17 protein-coding genes are annotated in these 16,623 nt (G+C 65.0%); 10 read left to right on the top strand and 7 right to left on the bottom strand.

Annotation, left to right across the window (positions count from 1 at the left end; all coding sequences use genetic code 11):
- Positions 1-66 precede the first annotated feature (66 nt).
- The 4 genes from EJ071_RS16255 to EJ071_RS16240 all read left to right on the top strand — a co-directional run bounded on the left by EJ071_RS16255 (position 67) and on the right by EJ071_RS16240 (position 2,735).
- On the top strand, positions 67-327 hold the full coding sequence (locus EJ071_RS16255) for a DUF1344 domain-containing protein (RefSeq protein WP_126098748.1): 261 nt from the start codon (positions 67-69) through the stop codon (positions 325-327).
- Between the two features lie 289 nt (positions 328-616).
- Positions 617-802: a DUF1059 domain-containing protein gene (locus EJ071_RS16250; RefSeq protein WP_059188453.1), complete on the top strand. Its 186-nt coding sequence runs from the start codon at positions 617-619 to the stop codon at positions 800-802.
- Positions 803-1,165: 363 nt separating this feature from the next.
- Positions 1,166-1,651, top strand: a complete 486-nt coding sequence (locus EJ071_RS16245; RefSeq protein ID WP_245460271.1) for a hypothetical protein — start codon at positions 1,166-1,168, stop codon at positions 1,649-1,651.
- A 103-nt stretch (positions 1,652-1,754) separates the two neighbouring features.
- Positions 1,755-2,735 carry a S8 family serine peptidase gene (locus tag EJ071_RS16240; protein WP_126098746.1) on the top strand — a complete coding sequence of 327 codons (981 nt, stop codon included), beginning with the start codon at positions 1,755-1,757 and terminating at the stop codon, positions 2,733-2,735.
- A gap of 28 nt (positions 2,736-2,763) precedes the next feature.
- On the opposite strand, the gene EJ071_RS16235 is transcribed toward EJ071_RS16240, so the two are convergent.
- From EJ071_RS16235 to EJ071_RS16225, 3 genes are read right to left on the bottom strand one after another with little or no spacing between them, the layout of a single operon-like run.
- Positions 2,764-4,032: a CCA tRNA nucleotidyltransferase gene (locus EJ071_RS16235; protein WP_126098745.1), complete on the bottom strand. Its 1,269-nt coding sequence runs from the start codon at positions 4,030-4,032 to the stop codon at positions 2,764-2,766.
- Complete coding sequence (locus EJ071_RS16230; protein ID WP_126102614.1) at positions 4,029-4,661, bottom strand: CoA pyrophosphatase; 633 nt, start codon at positions 4,659-4,661, stop codon at positions 4,029-4,031. Before EJ071_RS16230 ends, EJ071_RS16235 begins: the two co-directional genes overlap by 4 nt.
- On the bottom strand, positions 4,661-5,290 hold the full coding sequence (locus tag EJ071_RS16225; RefSeq protein ID WP_126102613.1) for a DUF1285 domain-containing protein: 630 nt from the start codon (positions 5,288-5,290) through the stop codon (positions 4,661-4,663). The genes EJ071_RS16230 and EJ071_RS16225 overlap by 1 nt, the downstream gene beginning before the upstream one ends.
- 145 nt (positions 5,291-5,435) lie before the next feature.
- Here EJ071_RS16225 and EJ071_RS16220 point away from each other — a divergent pair, with 145 nt between their 5' ends.
- The 4 genes from EJ071_RS16220 to EJ071_RS16205 are packed head-to-tail and all read left to right on the top strand — an operon-like array spanning position 5,436 to position 12,375.
- On the top strand, positions 5,436-6,440 hold the full coding sequence (locus tag EJ071_RS16220) for a MoxR family ATPase (protein WP_126098744.1): 1,005 nt from the start codon (positions 5,436-5,438) through the stop codon (positions 6,438-6,440).
- Positions 6,440-7,471 carry a DUF58 domain-containing protein gene (locus EJ071_RS16215; RefSeq protein WP_126098743.1) on the top strand — a complete coding sequence of 344 codons (1,032 nt, stop codon included), beginning with the start codon at positions 6,440-6,442 and terminating at the stop codon, positions 7,469-7,471. Before EJ071_RS16220 ends, EJ071_RS16215 begins: the two co-directional genes overlap by 1 nt.
- The gene (locus EJ071_RS16210; protein WP_126098742.1) at positions 7,468-10,284 is read left to right on the top strand and encodes a DUF4159 domain-containing protein; all 2,817 of its coding nucleotides are present in this window, start codon (positions 7,468-7,470) and stop codon (positions 10,282-10,284) included. The genes EJ071_RS16215 and EJ071_RS16210 overlap by 4 nt, the downstream gene beginning before the upstream one ends.
- 3 nt (positions 10,285-10,287) lie before the next feature.
- Complete coding sequence (locus EJ071_RS16205) at positions 10,288-12,375, top strand: hypothetical protein (RefSeq protein WP_126098741.1); 2,088 nt, start codon at positions 10,288-10,290, stop codon at positions 12,373-12,375.
- A gap of 52 nt (positions 12,376-12,427) precedes the next feature.
- On the opposite strand, the gene clpS is transcribed toward EJ071_RS16205, so the two are convergent.
- The 4 genes from clpS to EJ071_RS16185 form a co-directional block, all read right to left on the bottom strand.
- On the bottom strand, positions 12,428-12,733 hold the full coding sequence (clpS, locus tag EJ071_RS16200; protein WP_126098740.1) for an ATP-dependent Clp protease adapter ClpS: 306 nt from the start codon (positions 12,731-12,733) through the stop codon (positions 12,428-12,430).
- A gap of 126 nt (positions 12,734-12,859) precedes the next feature.
- Positions 12,860-13,201, bottom strand: a complete 342-nt coding sequence (locus EJ071_RS16195; protein ID WP_126098739.1) for a hypothetical protein — start codon at positions 13,199-13,201, stop codon at positions 12,860-12,862.
- Between the two features lie 148 nt (positions 13,202-13,349).
- Positions 13,350-13,589: a hypothetical protein gene (locus EJ071_RS16190; protein WP_126098738.1), complete on the bottom strand. Its 240-nt coding sequence runs from the start codon at positions 13,587-13,589 to the stop codon at positions 13,350-13,352.
- Positions 13,590-13,628: 39 nt separating this feature from the next.
- The gene (locus EJ071_RS16185) at positions 13,629-13,931 is read right to left on the bottom strand and encodes a hypothetical protein (RefSeq protein ID WP_126098737.1); all 303 of its coding nucleotides are present in this window, start codon (positions 13,929-13,931) and stop codon (positions 13,629-13,631) included.
- A gap of 237 nt (positions 13,932-14,168) precedes the next feature.
- Between EJ071_RS16185 and EJ071_RS16180 the strand changes: the two genes are divergently transcribed.
- Together EJ071_RS16180 and EJ071_RS16175 are read left to right on the top strand one after the other, a co-directional pair.
- The gene (locus tag EJ071_RS16180) at positions 14,169-14,885 is read left to right on the top strand and encodes a response regulator transcription factor (RefSeq protein ID WP_126098736.1); all 717 of its coding nucleotides are present in this window, start codon (positions 14,169-14,171) and stop codon (positions 14,883-14,885) included.
- Positions 14,882-16,291, top strand: a complete 1,410-nt coding sequence (locus tag EJ071_RS16175) for an ATP-binding protein (protein WP_126098735.1) — start codon at positions 14,882-14,884, stop codon at positions 16,289-16,291. Before EJ071_RS16180 ends, EJ071_RS16175 begins: the two co-directional genes overlap by 4 nt.
- The last annotated feature ends 332 nt before the right edge of the window (positions 16,292-16,623 follow it).

Here is a 16,623-nt window from a genome sequence, read left to right as displayed (position 1 = left end):
GACCGGACGGCCCTGATCGAGAGGGGTGCCTTTCATACGGTGCCCGCATTCCAGGAGAGCATGCCAATGCGCAAGCTTATTGTGACGGCAGCAGCCGCTGCCTTTCTCGCCTCCGGTGGCGCCGCGTTCGCCGCGGTCAAGCACACCACGGGCACGGTCAAGAGCTTTGATGGAACGGCCATGAGCCTTGTTCTGGACAACGGATCGACCTTCACCTTGGCCAAGGCCTTCAAGGATCCGGGCATCAAGCCGGGCGAGAAAGTCCGCGTTTCCTGGGATATGAGCGGCAAGAACAAGATTGCCGAGGCCGTCAAGATCATGAAATGACGGCCTGCTCGGCCTTGGCAAGATCATGAAGCGACGGCCTACGCAACTTTAGCAAGATCAGGCAGCAAGGAGGCGGAGCAGTACTGCTCCGCCTCTTGGGTTTCAGGGCCTGGATGGAGCGCTCCGGACAGCACGACTCTTGATGCAACCGAAGTCGGCAACATGTGTTATGGTTATCCACTTGAGCAATTCCAGGGAAAGTGCCCAGCGGTTTCCATGCGGGATTGCGTTAAAACTATAACTGGAGTGGTCAAAGCCGAACCGCTCCGCAGCGAGGAAAGGAAAACCCATGAAGGAATTCCAATGCGGAACACTCGTCCCTGGCTGTGACTGGCACACGCGGGCCGAGGAAGAGGCGGAGGTCATGCGCCGTGCCGTCGAGCACATGCGCGAGACCCACGGCGAAACCATCATCCGCGAGACGATGATCGAGGCGATCCGTTCCCGCATCCAGAAGGTCCGCGACGCGGCCTGAGGCATCCGCTCGCGGATTTCGCGCGACCACCAACAGGGACGCGAGCGGGATGCAGCATTCGGGCGCATCTCGCTCTATTTGCGCCCCGGCCGCCGACAATGGCCGGCTTCGCTGAATTCAAGCAAAACTTATATTCGTATCGGCTTGGATAACCCCGCGGTAACGGTATGCATGCGATCGTCGCGCGCATGATCCGGTCACAAGCGGCTGTCCGAGGAGCCGTTCGCGACCAGGCGCTGGCCGGATCCGGTGGGACGAGGTGCCTCGCGCATGCGCGAAAGATCCGACAATCGAGGCGGTTTCCGCGCAGCGGCGCTCCTATTGTGCGCGTTCGTCGGCGCGTCGCCCGTGGCCGCTCAGGAAATGACCACGTCGCTCGTCGATATCCACCAGGGCTCGCCGCTCAGCGAGCGCGCGAGAGGACTTGGCAATGGCGGCTACGAGTTGCAGGACGGAAGCCAGGTCTCGTTCAATCGGTGGTACCACGCGAATTGGGTCGACATGCATGTCGACCTGCTCACCCAGTTGACCGAAAACAGCGGCATCCTGTGGGGGTTCGGCACCGGGGAGCAAGCCGAGAAGTACCGCATTGCGCCGAGCCTCAAGCTCGGCTTCCTCACCCAGACCCATCCGAGTCTGAACAGCACCTTGTCCCTTTCGGTCACCTCGATCATCGGCGGCAATCTGACTGAAAAGCCATGCGTCGCCGACTACGGGGATCTGGGCACCTACAGCGTCAACTGCCGGCTCGCGGCCGGCGAGATGGCGCCTGAGGACACGCTGAAATATCTGGTTAACGCTACACCCGAGAGGCTGCGCCTGTGGCTCAATTACCGTGTTACCTTTTGATCGGCGGGAAGCCGTGCATGAGAAGTCTTCATGCTCCCGAAGTCCGCGATCGTCCGTCCTCGTTCCTGCCATCCTCTTTCCTTGCTTGACCGGGAGTAAGACCATGTCTGGTAATTTCTGGAAGTTCGGTATTGCCGCGGCTCTCGTCCTTCTGCCGGCGTCCATCGCATCGGCACAGGAAGCCCTCGACGCGGACGAGACGGCCGCGCTGTGCCACGGCGGTCAATCGATATGCGCGAGCGCAAAGATCCCGGTCGCGCGGACGACCCAGACGATACAGAACTGGATGAGCCCCGACGTCGGCGCGGCATGGGCGGCGGGCTACAAGGGCAAGGGCGTTACCATCACCATTGTCGACGATTTCAGCAGCTCATCGCGCTTCTCCGGCAATTTCGGCATCGGCGTGCAGACCCAGCGGCATGGCGAATGGACGCGCGAGGAGGCGAGCATGATCGCTCCCGCGGCGACCATCCGCTCCAAGGATTTCTCTAGCGGCACCGCCGTCCCGCTGGCAGGCGGCCGGAACGTGCTCAACCTCAGTTACGGCATGTACGCCAACGCCGGCTACAGCGTCAGCCAGATCGGCTGGGCTCAGGAGGAAGCCTCGATCATCTCCTATGCCACCAAGGGATCGGCCATAGTCTCGAAAGCTGCCGGCAACGACGCGGTCGCGGTCGGCGGGGTCACCGGCGGCCAGCAGGACTATCTCGACCTCGCTTTGATCGGCAAGCAAACCGCGATCTTCGTGGGCGCGCTGTCGACGAACGGCACGACAGCCAACAAGGCCGAGCTTGCCTGGTATTCCAACTACGCCGGTTCCAATACCGCCGTGCAGAGCCACTTCCTGGTGGTCGGCGTCGAGGGCGACAAGACCGGCCTTTACGGCACGTCTTTCGCCGCGCCGATCATCTCCGGATATGCCGCGATCATCGGCAGCAAGTTCACCAAGGCGACGCCGGTTCAGATCACCAACGACCTGCTCAACACGGCTCGCACCGACACGCTGGTCAATTACGATCCCTCGGTCTACGGCAAGGGCGAAGCCAGCCTTTCGCGCGCCCTGGCTCCCGTATCGATACGTTGACCGGCACCGATCGGTCCGGGCTGCCGCTCTAAGCCTCGAGCGCTTGCGCGGCGCGTTTGAGAAGCGCGCCGCGGTCTAGTATGAAACCAGACTCGACCCATTCCTTTTCGAGGTTTTTCAGCGTAGCGCCAACCTTCGGGCCGGGCGACGCGCCGAGTTCGGTCAGGTCGGCGCCCTTGATCGGAAACACCGGTTTTTGCCATTTTAGGGCGAAGCCGAGCAGGCGCGAGAAACCGCCGGCTTCCATCATCGCCTGATTGTCCTCGACGGCGCGTGTCCGCGCGGCGGCAAGCGCGAGCCGCAGTCGATCGAGGAAGCCTTCGCGATCGCCGAAATAGAGCTTTTTCGCCAGCTCCGTCTCGGTCGTCTTGGAGTCAGGCGGTGCAGTCAGCGCCCAGCGCCGGAGACGTCCCCCTTCGCCGGTCGAAAATCTCAGCCTTTCGGCAAGCGTCTTCATGCGCGCGGCATCCGGCGGAACGACGGCCTCCAGCCGGAGCAGCGGATCGGCATTCCAGCCTAGATCCTTTTCGGTCCGGACCAGCCCGTGGATGGCGTCGATGCCCCACTTCTCGCTCTCCGGCAGCACGGCGGTGAGAACGCCGGCCTGGCGCATCCAAAGCAGCGCGCGCGAAGGATCGGGTGCCGAAAACAGCTTCTTCAGCTCGGACCAGACGCGCTCAGCCGAAAGCCTGCCGAGCCCGTCCTTCAGCCTGGCGCAGGCCTTCAGGCCTTCGGCATCGGGCCGGCCGTCGCCGTACCAGGCGAAGAAGCGGAAGAAGCGCAGGATGCGCAGATAATCCTCGCGGATGCGCGCTTCCGGATCGCCGATGAAGCGCAGCCGCCGCGCCTCGATGTCGGCGACGCCGCCGACAAGATCGACGACCGTCCCGTCGGCTTCGGCGTAGAGCGCGTTGATGGTGAAGTCGCGCCGCTCGGCGTCAAGCTTCCAGTCGCGCCCGAAGGTCACTTTCGCCCGCCGGCCGTCGGTCTCGATATCGGCCCTGAGCGTGGTGACCTCATAGGCCTTGCCGCTGGCAATCGCCGTGATCGTGCCGTGCTCGATACCGGTCGGCACCGTCTTGAAGCCGGCGGCCTCGGCGCGGCGGATCGTTTCCTCAGGCAGGGTCGTCGCCGCGATGTCGATGTCGGCGACCGGCTGGCCGATCAGCGCATTGCGCACCGCTCCGCCGGCGACGCGCGCCTCCTCGCCGCCTTCCTTCAGGGCGTCAAGCAGCTTCTGCAGGTGCTTTTCGCCCAGCCAGTCGGCCCTGCCAGACAGAGACACCCTCGCGCTCATGCATAAAGCCTTTCATAGAGCGTGCGGACGATGCCGGCGGTGACGCCCCAGATGCGCTGGCCGCCATAGGGCATCTCGTAGAAGAACCATTCGAGGTCGTTCCACATGCGGCTGTCGCGCGCATGGTTGGCGGGATCCATCAGGAAGCGCAGCGGCACTTCGAAGGCGGCGTCGACCTCATCGGCGTTGAGCGTCAGCGAAAAGCCCGGCCGCACCACGGAAAGCACCGGTACGATGCGGTAGCCGCTGCCGGAGACGTAATCGGGCATCCGGCCGATGATTTCGATATGGTCGCGGTCGAGGCCTATCTCCTCGAAAGTCTCGCGCAGCGCGGCGGCCTCGGGGCCGGGGTCCGTCGGATCGATGGTGCCGCCGGGAAAGGCCACCTGGCCGGAATGGCTGCGCAGCTTTTCGGCGCGCTTGGTGAGCAGCACGGTCGCGCCATCGGCGTGATCGATGACCGGGATCAGCACCGCGGCATCGCGCAGCGGCTTGATATGTTTCAACCTCGGGTGGCCGGGATTGAAGCGATGATCGCCGAACTCGTCGCCGGGTAGCGCCTCGGCCTGTGCGGCGACGCGGGCGCGAAAATCCGCGATCGAGAACGGCAACGGCGCCATCTGGTCCATCACGCGCTTAGCCGCTCGAGTTTTTCGGCCGGCATGATCGGGTAGACCTCGCCGCCCGAGCGGACGGCGAACATCGCCTTGGCGTCGATATCGATCACCTCGCCATGTTCGACCAGTTCGTACATTACCGGCCGCGCCACCAGGGCTTCCAGCCGACCACGCACCAGCACATAGGGTTTCAGGCCGCCGGTCGCGTCCTCGTCGACGAAGCGCAGCGGATGGCCGGGCCCGGCGGCGACCACGTCGCCGACATTGGTGCGGAAGGTGATGACCCGTCCGTCGCCGGTCCCCGACACGTTCATCTCGACGGCGATGAAGGGCGCATCGGCGACGCGGATGCCCACGCGCTCCACCGGCGTCACCAGATAGGTTCTGCCGTCGGCATCCTTGCGCAAGACGCTCGAAAAGAGCTGCACCAATGGCATGCGTCCGATCGGCGTGCCGAGATAGAACCAGGTGCCGTCGGCCTTGATCTCCATGTCGAGATCGCCGCAGAAGTCCGGATTCCAGCGCTCCACCGGAGCCGGTCCCTTGTCCGCGCGCGCCGCCCGCGAGATCAGCGCTTCCAGCCCGCGCGCCTCGATGGCGCCGGTCAAACTCTGCTCGCGATATCCGGAATGATCGGTCATGGTCACGAAATAGTCACTGTTGTTTCGCTTGTCAGCCTAAGTCTGTGATTTAAGTTCAATCGCAGGCGCCAGGCGAGGCCGAATCGCGGCATTCTGCGACTCTGAGAGTGCAGGCCGGTATTTCCAACCACAAGGATCGAACGGCATGAGCGTGATGATCAAGGAAAGCCCGTTGAGCGACAAGGCGATGATCGAGGAGGCCGAGAAGGCGCTGGCCGACATCTCGAAGGTCCGCGACGCCGTAGGCCGGGTGATCTTCGGCCAGGAAGCCGTCGTCGAGCGCACGCTGGTGGCGCTGCTTGCCGGCGGCCACGCGCTGTTGGTCGGCGTGCCGGGCCTCGCCAAGACCAAGCTGGTCGAGACGCTCGGCATCGTGCTCGGCCTCGATTCCCGCCGCGTCCAGTTCACGCCCGACCTGATGCCGTCCGATATCCTCGGCTCGGAAGTGATGGAACAGGACGAGTTCGGCAAGCGCTCCTTCCGCTTCATTGCGGGGCCGATCTTCACCCAGCTTCTGATGGCCGACGAAATCAACCGCGCCTCGCCGCGCACCCAGTCGGCTCTGCTGCAGGCGATGCAGGAATATCACGTCACCATCGCCGGCGTGCGCCACGACCTGCCCTCGCCCTTCCACGTGCTGGCGACACAGAACCCGCTGGAGCAGGAAGGCACCTATCCGCTGCCCGAGGCGCAGCTCGACCGTTTCCTGATGCAGGTCGATATCCTTTATCCGGAGATCGAGGCCGAGCGCCGCATCCTGCTTGAAACCACAGGCGTCGAGGAGGCCAAGGCCGACAATGTGCTGCGGTCGGCCAGGCTGAAGGAGATCCAGACGCTGATCCGCCGCATGCCGGTGCCGGAAAGCGTCGTCGAGGCGATCCTCAAGCTGGTACGCTCGGCCCGCCCCGGCCAGGGCAACGCCGACACCGACAAGCACGTCGCTTGGGGTCCAGGTCCCCGCGCCAGTCAGGCGCTGACCCTGTGCGCCCGGGCGCGCGCCCTATATGATGGGAGGTTGGCGCCGTCGGTCGACGACATCCGTGCCTTGGCCGAGCCGGTGCTGCAGCATCGCATGGCGTTGACTTTCGCTGCCCGCGCCGAAGGCACTTCCGTGCGCGACGTGGTGGCGAAACTGGCAAAAGGCATCTGATGGGTCGAATAGGCGAGGTCCAGGCACCGGTTGCGACGCGCGACGCGCTCGCTCGTGGCCGGTTGCGGGCCTCTTTGGTGCCGGATCTGCTGGTCGAGGCGCGCCGCATCGTCAACACGGTGATCGCCGGCTGGCATGGGCGCCGCAAGCGCGGCATCGGCGAGAATTTCTGGCAGTTCCGGCCCTATGTCGAAGGCGATTCCTCGCGCATCGACTGGCGCCGCTCGGCCCGTGACGACCACACCTATGTGCGCGACCGCGAGTGGGAGGCGGCTCACACGGTCTGGCTCTGGTCCGACCCCTCCCCCTCCATGCTCTACAAGTCCGCGGCAGCCGGCGTTTCCAAGGAATCGCGCGCGCTGGTGCTGGCGCTCGCCATGGCCGAGCTTCTGTCGCGCAGCGGCGAGCGCATCGCCTGGCCGGGTCTCACCGATCCGTTCACCGCCCGCAACGGCGCCGAGCGCATCGCGGCCCAGCTCAGCCATGCCGGCGAGCTGCCGGCCAAGCCTGACCTGTCGGCCATCCGCCGCTTCTGCGACATCGTCATCGTCAGCGATTTCCTCGATCCGGTCGAGGAAACGATGGCCTGGCTCGACGTGCTCGCCCGTCACGGCGTTCGCGCGCATCTGATCGAGGTCGCCGACCCGGCTGAGGAGACCTTCCCCTATGCCGGCCGCACCGAATTCACCGATCCCGAAACCGGCGACAAGCTGACCGCCGGCCGCGCCGAAACGCTCAAAGAGGAATACCGCCTGCTCTATACCGCCCGCCGCGAGGAACTGGCCGGCTGGTGCAAGCGTCTGGGCTGGAGCTTCACCGTCAACCACACCGACCGCCTCGCCTCAGAGGCGCTGGTGCGCGTCCACATGGCGATGACCGCCGACAGCAGCCGTCCAGGGCTGACCACAGGTCATGCCGGGCTGACCACTGGTCATGCCGGGCTGACCACTGGTCATGCCGGGCTGACCGCCGGTGGAGGTCATGCCGGGCTTACCGCCGGCGGTGGTGATCCCGGAAAGGCGGTCGCATGAGCTGGCTGCCGCTTTCCTTCGGCGCGCCGATGGTGCTGTGGGGCCTGTTGGCTTTGCCGGTGATCTGGTGGCTGCTGAGGCTTACGCCGCCCAGGCCGCAGACGGAAGTCTTTCCGCCGCTCAGGATCCTCGCCCGCGTATTGAGGCGCGAAGAGACGCCGCATCAAAGCCCCTGGTGGCTGACGCTGCTGCGCCTGCTGATGGCCGCCCTTGTCATCACCGCGCTTGCGGAACCGGTGTTCAATCCGCGCGAAAAACTGCCGGCGGAAGGCTCGGCGCTGGCGCTTGTCATCGACAATGACTGGGCAAGCGCCGCCGATTGGGGCAAGCGCGTCGCCACTGCCGAGCGGCTGATCGCCGATGCCGGCTCGAACGGCGTGCCGGTCGTCATCGCCTTCACCGCCGAGAAGCCCAATGCCGAGATCGGCCCCTTCGACGCGTCGGCCGCGCTCGACCGTCTGCGCGCGGCAAAGCCGCGTCCGATCCCGACCGACCGCCCCGCCGTCTATGCCCGTGTCGCCGCCACATTGGAGCGCCTGCCGGGCGCCAGTGTCGCCGTGCTTGCCGACGGGCTGGCGGCCAACGGCGACGAAGCGGCTTTCAGGACGCTTCTCGAAAAAAATGCCTCGCGACTGGTCTGGGCCACCTCCGACCGGGTCTCGCTGACCGGCCTGACCGGTGCCGACAATCAGGTCGACGGCTTCGCGCTGACCGCCGTGCGCGCGCCGGGCGATCCGGCGCCGGCCCAAATCACGGCCGGCGCCTTCGACGACAAGGGCCGCCGCATCGCCGACGCGACGCTGAGCTTCGCGCCGGGTCAGACCACCGCCACCGGAACGATGAAGGTGCCCTTCGAATTGCGCAACGACTTCGCCTCGGTCGCGCTCGACGGCGAGCATCAGGCCGGCGCCGTGCGCGTGCTCGATGAAAGCTCCAAGCGCCGCCGCGTCGGATTGCTTTCGCAGGCCGAGGCCGACCAGGCGCAACCGCTTCTGTCCCCGCTCTATTACATTCGCCGCGCCCTGCAGCCCTTCGCCGACCTGGTCGAGCCGTCGAGCGCCGATCTGGCCGACGCCATCCCGCAGCTTCTCGACCAGAAGCCGGCGATGATCATCATGGCCGATGTCGGCACCATCCCCGAGCAGGTCCGGCAACGGCTGGCCGATTGGGTCGACAAGGGCGGCACGCTGGTGCGCTTTGCCGGTTCAAGGCTGGCCGCCGCCGGCAATGACGACGACCTCTTGCCGGTCAGGCTGCGCAGCGGCGAGCGCGCGCTGGGCGGTGCTTTGTCGTGGACGACGCCGCAACAGGTCACCGAATTCCCGAAGAACGGCCCGTTCGCCGATCTCGCGCCGCCGACCGAAGTGACGGTCAGCCGGCAGGTGCTGGCCGAACCGACGCCCGACATCGTCGAGCGCACCTGGGCCACGCTTGCCGACGGCACGCCGCTGGTCACGGGCATGAAGAAGGACAAGGGCACGCTCGTGCTCTTCCACGTCACGCCCGAAGCAACCTGGTCGAACCTGCCGATCTCCGGTAGCTTTGTCGAGATGCTGAGGCGCATCGTGCAATTGTCGCGCAACCAGGGCGCCGCGGTCGCCAATGCCGAGGCTGCCGCCGCGTCGCTGGCGCCTTATCGCATGATCGGCGCCGACGGCACGCTGGTGCCGCCGACGCCTGATGCGCGGCCGCTCGTGCCCGGCGCCGGCCCGTTGCCTGTGACGCTGGAAAACCCGCCCGGCCTCTACGGCTCGGAAACCGGCGTCTTCGCCCACAACCTGCTCAACGCTTCGAGCACGTTCACGCCGCTCGCTCAGCCGCAGGTTTCGCTGCCGGTGACTGCCATTCCCTACGCGTTCGATGAATCGGAGAACCTGAAGGGCCTGCTGGTTACCGCCGCGCTACTGCTGATGGTCCTCGACACGCTGGCTGTCTTGTGGATGGGCGGGTTGTTTTCGCGCCGGCCACGCCGCGCCACGGCGACCGCCGCTGCCGTGCTGATCGTGTTCGGCGGGCTCTTCGGCCACGCCGATCTTGCCCGCGCGGACGATTCGAAGCCCGGCGATTCGCAGGCGATCGAGGATATTTCGAAAACCCGCATCGCCTATGTGATCACCGGCGAGCCCGGCGTCGACTCGATCAGTCGCGCCGGCCTCGAAGGCCTGACCCGCTTCCTGATCGAGAAGACGGCGCTGGAGCCCGGCCCGCCGGCCGGCGTCGACATCTCCAAGGACGAATTGGCCTTCTATCCGCTGATCTATTGGCCGATCGACGCTACCGCGCCGATGCCCAGCGAAGCGGCGATCGCGCGCATCGATGCCTATATGCAGCAGGGCGGCACGGTTCTCTTCGACACGCGCGACCAGTTCTCCAACGGCATCGGCGCCGGCTCGGCAAGCCCGGCGACCGAGCGGCTGCGCGACATCCTCGGCAACCTCAACGTGCCGCCGCTGGAACCGGTGCCATCGGACCATGTGCTGACGAAATCCTTTTTCATCCTCCCGGAGTTTCCCGGCCGCTTCAACGGCAGTCCGCTCTGGGTCGAGACCTCGCTCGACGCCAGCAACACCGAAAACCGTCCGGTGCGGACCGGCGACGGCGTGTCGCCGATCATGATCACCGCCAATGATTTCGCCGGCGCCTGGGCGATCGACGAGAACGGCGATCCGATGCTGCCGACCGTGCCGCCGGATCCGATGCAGCGCGTCTACGCGCTGCGCGCCGGCGTCAACATCATGATGTACATGCTGACCGGCAACTACAAATCCGACCAGGTGCATGTGCCTGTCCTGCTCGAACGGCTGGGACAGTAGGTCATGAACTGGTCGATTTCCTTTGAGCCGCTCGTTTCTTGGCCGTTGTTCTGGGTCGCCATCGTGCCGCTCCTGCTGCTCGCGCTGGCGGGGCTGTGGTTTCGTCAGCGCGGCTCGGTCCTGCGCTTCATCGCCCTGCTTGCGCTTGGAGCCGCGCTCCTCAACCCCGTCTTCCTCGATGAGGAACGCGAGGCGCTGAAAAGCGTCGTCGCCGTCATCGTCGACCGAAGCCAGAGCCAGGACATCGGCGACCGCGCCAAGCAGACCGACGAGGCCCTGGCTGGCCTTCAGGAGCGTCTCGGCCGTTTCAAGCAATTCGATGTCCGCGTCGTCGACGCCGGCAAGTCCGAGGCCGCCGACGAGCGCACGGAAACCAGGCTGTTCGGCGCGATGGAAAGCGCTTTCCGCGACGTGCCGCCCTCGCGCATCGGCGGCGCGATCATGATCACCGACGGCGAGGTGCATGACGCGCCGGCCGGCGCTCCGGACTTCAACGCGCCGCTGCATGCGCTGATCACCGGCAACGAGCATGAGAAGGACCGCCGCATCCGCTTCGAGAACGCGCCGCGCTTCGGTCTCGTCGACAAGCCGCTCGACATGAGCTACCGGGTCATTTCCACCGAAGGCCAGGGCAGCCCGGTCGACGTGCGGGTCTCGGTCAATGGCGAGCAGGTCTCGGTCGAACATGCGACCATCGGCCAGCCGATGAAGCTTGAGGTCACCATCCCCAACGCCGGGCGCAACATCGTCCAGCTTTCAATCGATCACGAGCCGGGGGAACTGACCGACGCTAACAACCGCGCCATCGCGCTGGTCGACGGCATCCGCGATCATCTGCGCGTGCTTCTGGTCTCCGGCGAGCCGCATGCCGGCGAGCGCACCTGGCGCAACCTTTTGAAGTCCGACGCGTCAGTCGACCTCGTCCACTTCACCATTCTGCGGCCGCCGGAAAAACAGGACGGCACGCCGATCAACGAACTGTCGTTGATCGCCTTCCCGACGCGCGAACTGTTCGTCGAAAAGATCAAGGATTTCGATCTGATCATCTTCGACCGCTATCAGCATCGCGACGTGCTGCCGATCCTCTATTACGACTACATCTCCGAATATGTCGAAAAGGGTGGCGCACTGCTGATCGCCGCCGGCCCCGAATATGCCGGCGAGAGCTCGATTGCCCGCACGCCGCTGATATCGGCCCTGCCGGCAATGCCCACCGGCGAGGTCGTCGACAAGGCCTTCTATCCGCGTCTCACCGATCTCGGCCAGCGTCACCCCGTGACGCGCGGGCTCGACGGCTCGGCCACCGATCCGCCGCACTGGAGCCGCTGGTTCCGCACCATCGGCGTCAAGAATCCCGAGGGCGAGGTGGTGTTGAAAGGGGCCGACGATCGCCCTCTGCTTGTGCTCGACCGCAAGGGCGAGGGCCGGGTCGGGATGCTGCTTTCCGACCAGGGCTGGCTGTGGGCGCGCGGCTTCGAAGGCGGCGGGCCGCATGTCCAGCTCTATCGCCGCATCGCCCACTGGTTGATGAAGGAACCGGAGCTGGAAGAGGAACGGCTGACCGCCGATGGCCGCGGCATGGTGCTGGAAATAAGGCGCCAGACAATGAGCGATGATCCAGGCCCGGCCCAGGTGATCACGCCATCCGGCAAGGCGATGACGGTCAAGCTGCAAAAATCCGAGCCGGGGATTTTCACCGGCAGCCTGCAGACCACCGAGATCGGCCTCTATCAGGTAGGCAATGGCGACCTCACCGCGCTTGCCCATGTCGGCCCGATCAACGCGCCGGAATTCTCCGATGTCATTTCCACCGAAGACAGGCTGAAGGCACCGGCCGAGGCGACCGGGGGCAGCGTGCGCAGGCTCGCTCCGTCGTCCATGCTTGGCAACCTTTCGGGCGGCGTGGCGCTGCCTTCCATCGTGCCGGTACGCTCCTCGGGCGCTGCATCGGGCGATGACTGGATCGGGCTGCGCACCACCAACGACAGCAGCCTCAAGGCCGTTTCGCGCGTGCCGCTGTTCGGCGGCTTCCTCGGCCTCGGCCTGCTGCTCCTGGCCATCGGCTCGATGTGGTATCGCGAAGGAAGGTAGCGGCTACTACTCTTCCCTTCTCCCCTTGTGGGAGAAGGAAGAAGTGCCGCTCCTACTCTTCCGGCTCTGTCGTGAACAGCAGCGGATAGCCCTTGGCCTTGCCGGCATCGGTCGCTCGCGTGGCCTTGGTCTCGGCGACGTCACGCGTGAAGACGGCGACGACACAAACGCCACGCGTGTGCGCCGTGATCATCACGCGATGCGCCTGATCCTCGCTGAGCTTGAATTCACCTTTGAGCACCGTCACCACGAACTCGCGCGGCGTGAAGTCGTCATTGACTAGGATGACCTTGTAGAGCTTTGGCCGCTCTGTTTTCGGCTGCGTTTTGGTGCGCGGTTTAACGACGGTTTCAGGCATCGGAATCCACCAGTTGGCAACTGGGTTTCTCGCTTGCACTCTGTCATGCAAGGAAGGTTTCGTCCATTTTGCCCGCTGTGGCTGCGGACGGACACGCCAGTTATGTGGGAAAGCGCTGCCTACCGTTCAACGGCCCTGCCGCCCGATCGTGCGGCGCATCGCCGTGCCGGATCTGCCGGAGCCGCCGTCGTCCATGTCGGAGCCGCGCTCCCTGAACGCGGCAACCATCCAGGCGGCGAAGCCGATCAGCGTTGTGCCGGTCAGCACGATCAGAATCCAGCTCTGTGCCGGCGTGATGTAGTCGAAGCTCGATGAGATCGCCGGCGCGAAAAGCTCCGGCTCGGTCCTGCCGCTTGCAGGATCCGGCACTGGGCTGGCTGTGAAGATGATCAGCGCTCTTGCAGCCACGGTGGCAATCAGGCCGCCGAGGGTCAACGAACGCGTCAGGGACGAAAGCCGCTTCCTCATGCGGATTGTCCTAAAGCACCGGCATTGCGATCGGGTTAAGGATCAAGCTGTCGCGGCTGAAGCAGCCGGGTCGCCTTCGGTCGCCCGAAACCGCCCCAGCCGAAACCGGCTGGAGCGGTTTTTGTGGAAGTAAGAGCCGAGACCCGGGTCAGGTCTTCGGAGCATCCTTCTTGTCGGTCTTCTTGACGACCTTCTTCGTCGAAGCCTTCTTGTGCTTCTTCGCGGCGACTTTCTTCACGGGCGGCTTTGCAGTGCTGTCGGCCGGAGCGGTGGTCGTGGTCGAAGCGGCCGGAGCAGCGGTCGTCGTGGCGGCGGCGTTGCCGAGAGTCGGCATCGCGAAGGCGAGAGCAACACCGAGGCCGAGGGCGGAGAGGATGGACTTCTTCATGGCTTCATTTCCTTTTCATGCGGGTCGAGGAGGTGAGCGTCACTGAACCGGGTCGATCGGTGTCACTCCAAGCAGCTTCAAAGCATTTGCGAGCATCCGGATGCCCTGTGCCTGTTTCTTGGCGGCGCAGAACCGGTTTCCCTTTCTTTGAAGTGCCTTCGCCGCGGTGACCTGCGTTGCCGCGGCATGGGTTTCGAAGGCTTCGTCAACTTGACGGCTGAGGTTGGTGCAGCGCTCGGCCCGGGTCAGCGGCGTTACCTTTGCGTTGGAAGCCCCGACCGCGGCTGTGATGAGGGACATGCTGAGCAAAGCACCCATCACGCTGATCCAGAACCTCTGCATCGGTATTGCCCGTTACTCCCGAAACTTGCGTCGCAGCCGATGACCTGACCGCCACGACACCAGTTATGCCCTTGAAATTTTTCACGAGTTTTTCCCGACTGTAGAATTTTGTTTCTGAAGTGTTTCTGGGGAGGCCGCCCCTTCCCAAATCGTCGCCACTGGCCAAGATGTGGCCCGAATTCTATCGTGTGGGTGATCACCGAAGGACGGCTTGGCCACAGCAATCGCGGGGTTCTCGTGAAATCCGACGCGCACATACTGATCGTCGATGACGACAAGGGCATACGGGACCTGCTTCAGGAATTCTTCCAGAAGCGGGGACTGCACACGACGGTGGCCGCCGACGGCACCGAGATGGAGGCGATCCTGCGCCGCGCGCAGGTCGATCTCATCGTCCTCGACGTGATGCTGCCCGGCAAGAGCGGGCTGGAGCTTTGCCGCGAGATCCGCGCCAACTACACCACACCGATCATCATGCTGACGGCGGTGACCGAAACGACGGACCGCGTCGTCGGCCTCGAGATGGGCGCGGACGACTATGTGCCGAAACCCTTCGATCCGCGCGAGCTGCTCGCCCGCATCCGCGCGGTTCTGAGGCGCAACGGCACGGCCGAGCCGCGCCGGCCCGCCGCCAAGCAGATCTACCGCTTCGCCGGCTGGACCATGGACTGCTCGCGCCGCCGGCTGACGGCGCCCGACGACGTGCGGGTGGAGCTGACGATGGCGGAGTTCAACCTCTTGCAGACCTTCGTCAAGAGCGCGCAGCGCGTGCTCACCCGCGAGCAGCTCATCGAGCTTTCGGGCGGCGACACCGGCTACAGCTTCGACCGCAGCGTCGACATTCTGGTGAGCCGCCTGCGCCGCAAGATGGAGGACGATCCGAAGACGCCGAAGCTGATCCTCACCGTGCGCAGCGGCGGCTATCAGTTTCTGCCCGAAACGACCGCCGAATGAGACGCTTCCTGCCGCAGACCCTGCCTGTCTGGGTGTTGCTCATCGTCATTGCCGGCCTGATGATCAGCCAGGTGGCGACGCTCTATATCGTGGCGCGCGACCGCGCCGCCGCCAACGATGTGGTAGATCTCTACCGGCTGAACGACCGCGCCTATTCGCTGGTGCAGCTGATGCATGACACCACGCCCGAGGAACGCAAGGCGACCGCGTCCGGCCTGTTCAACGCCACCTATGCGCTGACTGTTTCGGACACGCCCGCCGTCACCTCCTCGATCGCCGGCGATGACCAGCTGGCCGAGCTGGAGGACATTCTGGTCGGCCGCCTGTCCAAGTTCGGCGTCACCGACGCGCGTGTGCGGCGCGACCCGGCAACGCAGGAAGCAGACGCCCCGGACGGGCAAGTGATGAACAAGGACGTCGGCCAGGTCGAGCGCGATCTTCTGGTGCTGGCCGCGGATTTTGCCCAGAGCGACAAGCTGACGGCATCGCTGCGCTTTTCCGACGGCCAGTGGCTGAACTTCACCGAGCCGATCACGCCCGCAGGGCCGATCTTGAGCTGGGACAGCCTGCCGCTCTATTCGCTGATAGCGGGACTGATCGTCGTGATGTCGATCTGGTCGCTGCGCCGGCTGACGGCGCCCTATCGCATGATGGAGACGGCGGTCAACCGCATCGGCAACGATCTCAAAAGCCCGCCGATCGCCGAGACCGGCAGCCGTGAGATCCGCGCCGCGGCAAAGGCGGTCAACGCCATGCAGATGCGCCTGCGCGACTATGTCGAGGACCGCGAGCATCTGGCGGCGGCGCTCGCGCATGATCTGCGCACGCCGCTGACCAGGATGCGGCTGCGGCTCGAATTGCTTCGCAAATCGCAGACGCGCGAGGCGCTTGCGCATGACCTCGCCGACATCGAAAGCATCGCCAGCTCAGTGATCGACTTCGCCAAATTCGAGGTCACGGAAGAAAAGGCCGAGCGGATCGATTTCTGGTCGCTGGTAGAGTCCGTCGCGGACATGTTCGAGGATGCTTCATTCGACGAGGACGCCACGCCGACGCGCGGCCTGATCTGCATCGCGCGGCCGGTGGCGCTGCGCCGCTGCATCACCAATCTCGTCCAGAACGCGGTCACCTACGGCAAGAAGGCGCATATCGGCGTGCGGCGGTCGGGCGACACGATCACGCTCACCATCCGCGACGAGGGTCCGGGCATTCCGCAGGCGAAGCTGGATCAGGTGTTCGGCTCCTTCGTGCGCCTCGAGCAGTCGCGCAACCGCGAGACCGGCGGCCTGGGCCTCGGCCTCACCATCGCCCGCAACATCGCCCGCGGCGCCGGCGGCGAGATCAGCCTGTCCAACCATCCCGGCGGCGGCCTGCTGACGGAGCTGCGCCTGCCGCTGGCAGCTTGAGTCAGCAGGCGCATTTTCGACGGCTGCCGGGACTGGATTAGCCGCGCCATCCTTGTGATAGTGCGGAGCTTCATCTCTAGTCATGCCGACCTTGCGGGCGTAGTAGTAGTCAGCCTCTCGCGTCCGCTCGCGATCCAATGGGGGTTCAATCGCCTGCCTGGCCTTTTGTTTTGCCTTCTTTCCCATCGGCCGAAATCATAGCACATCGCAGGCCGCTCAACGATCCATCAGGTCTGAAGGTGGTGGGGCAGTTTGAAATCCGACCCGATCACAATAGGCGGTTTCGCCCACGCGCCGTCTGGAAGCGCATGGCATCTTCAAGCCATGACCGA

The organism is Mesorhizobium sp. M1B.F.Ca.ET.045.04.1.1, from assembly GCF_003952465.1.
In the GTDB taxonomy this organism is placed as follows: domain Bacteria; phylum Pseudomonadota; class Alphaproteobacteria; order Rhizobiales; family Rhizobiaceae; genus Mesorhizobium; species Mesorhizobium shonense.
The sequence above is the reverse complement of the archived record's forward strand: the minus strand, read 5'-3'. Positions and strand labels throughout refer to the sequence as shown.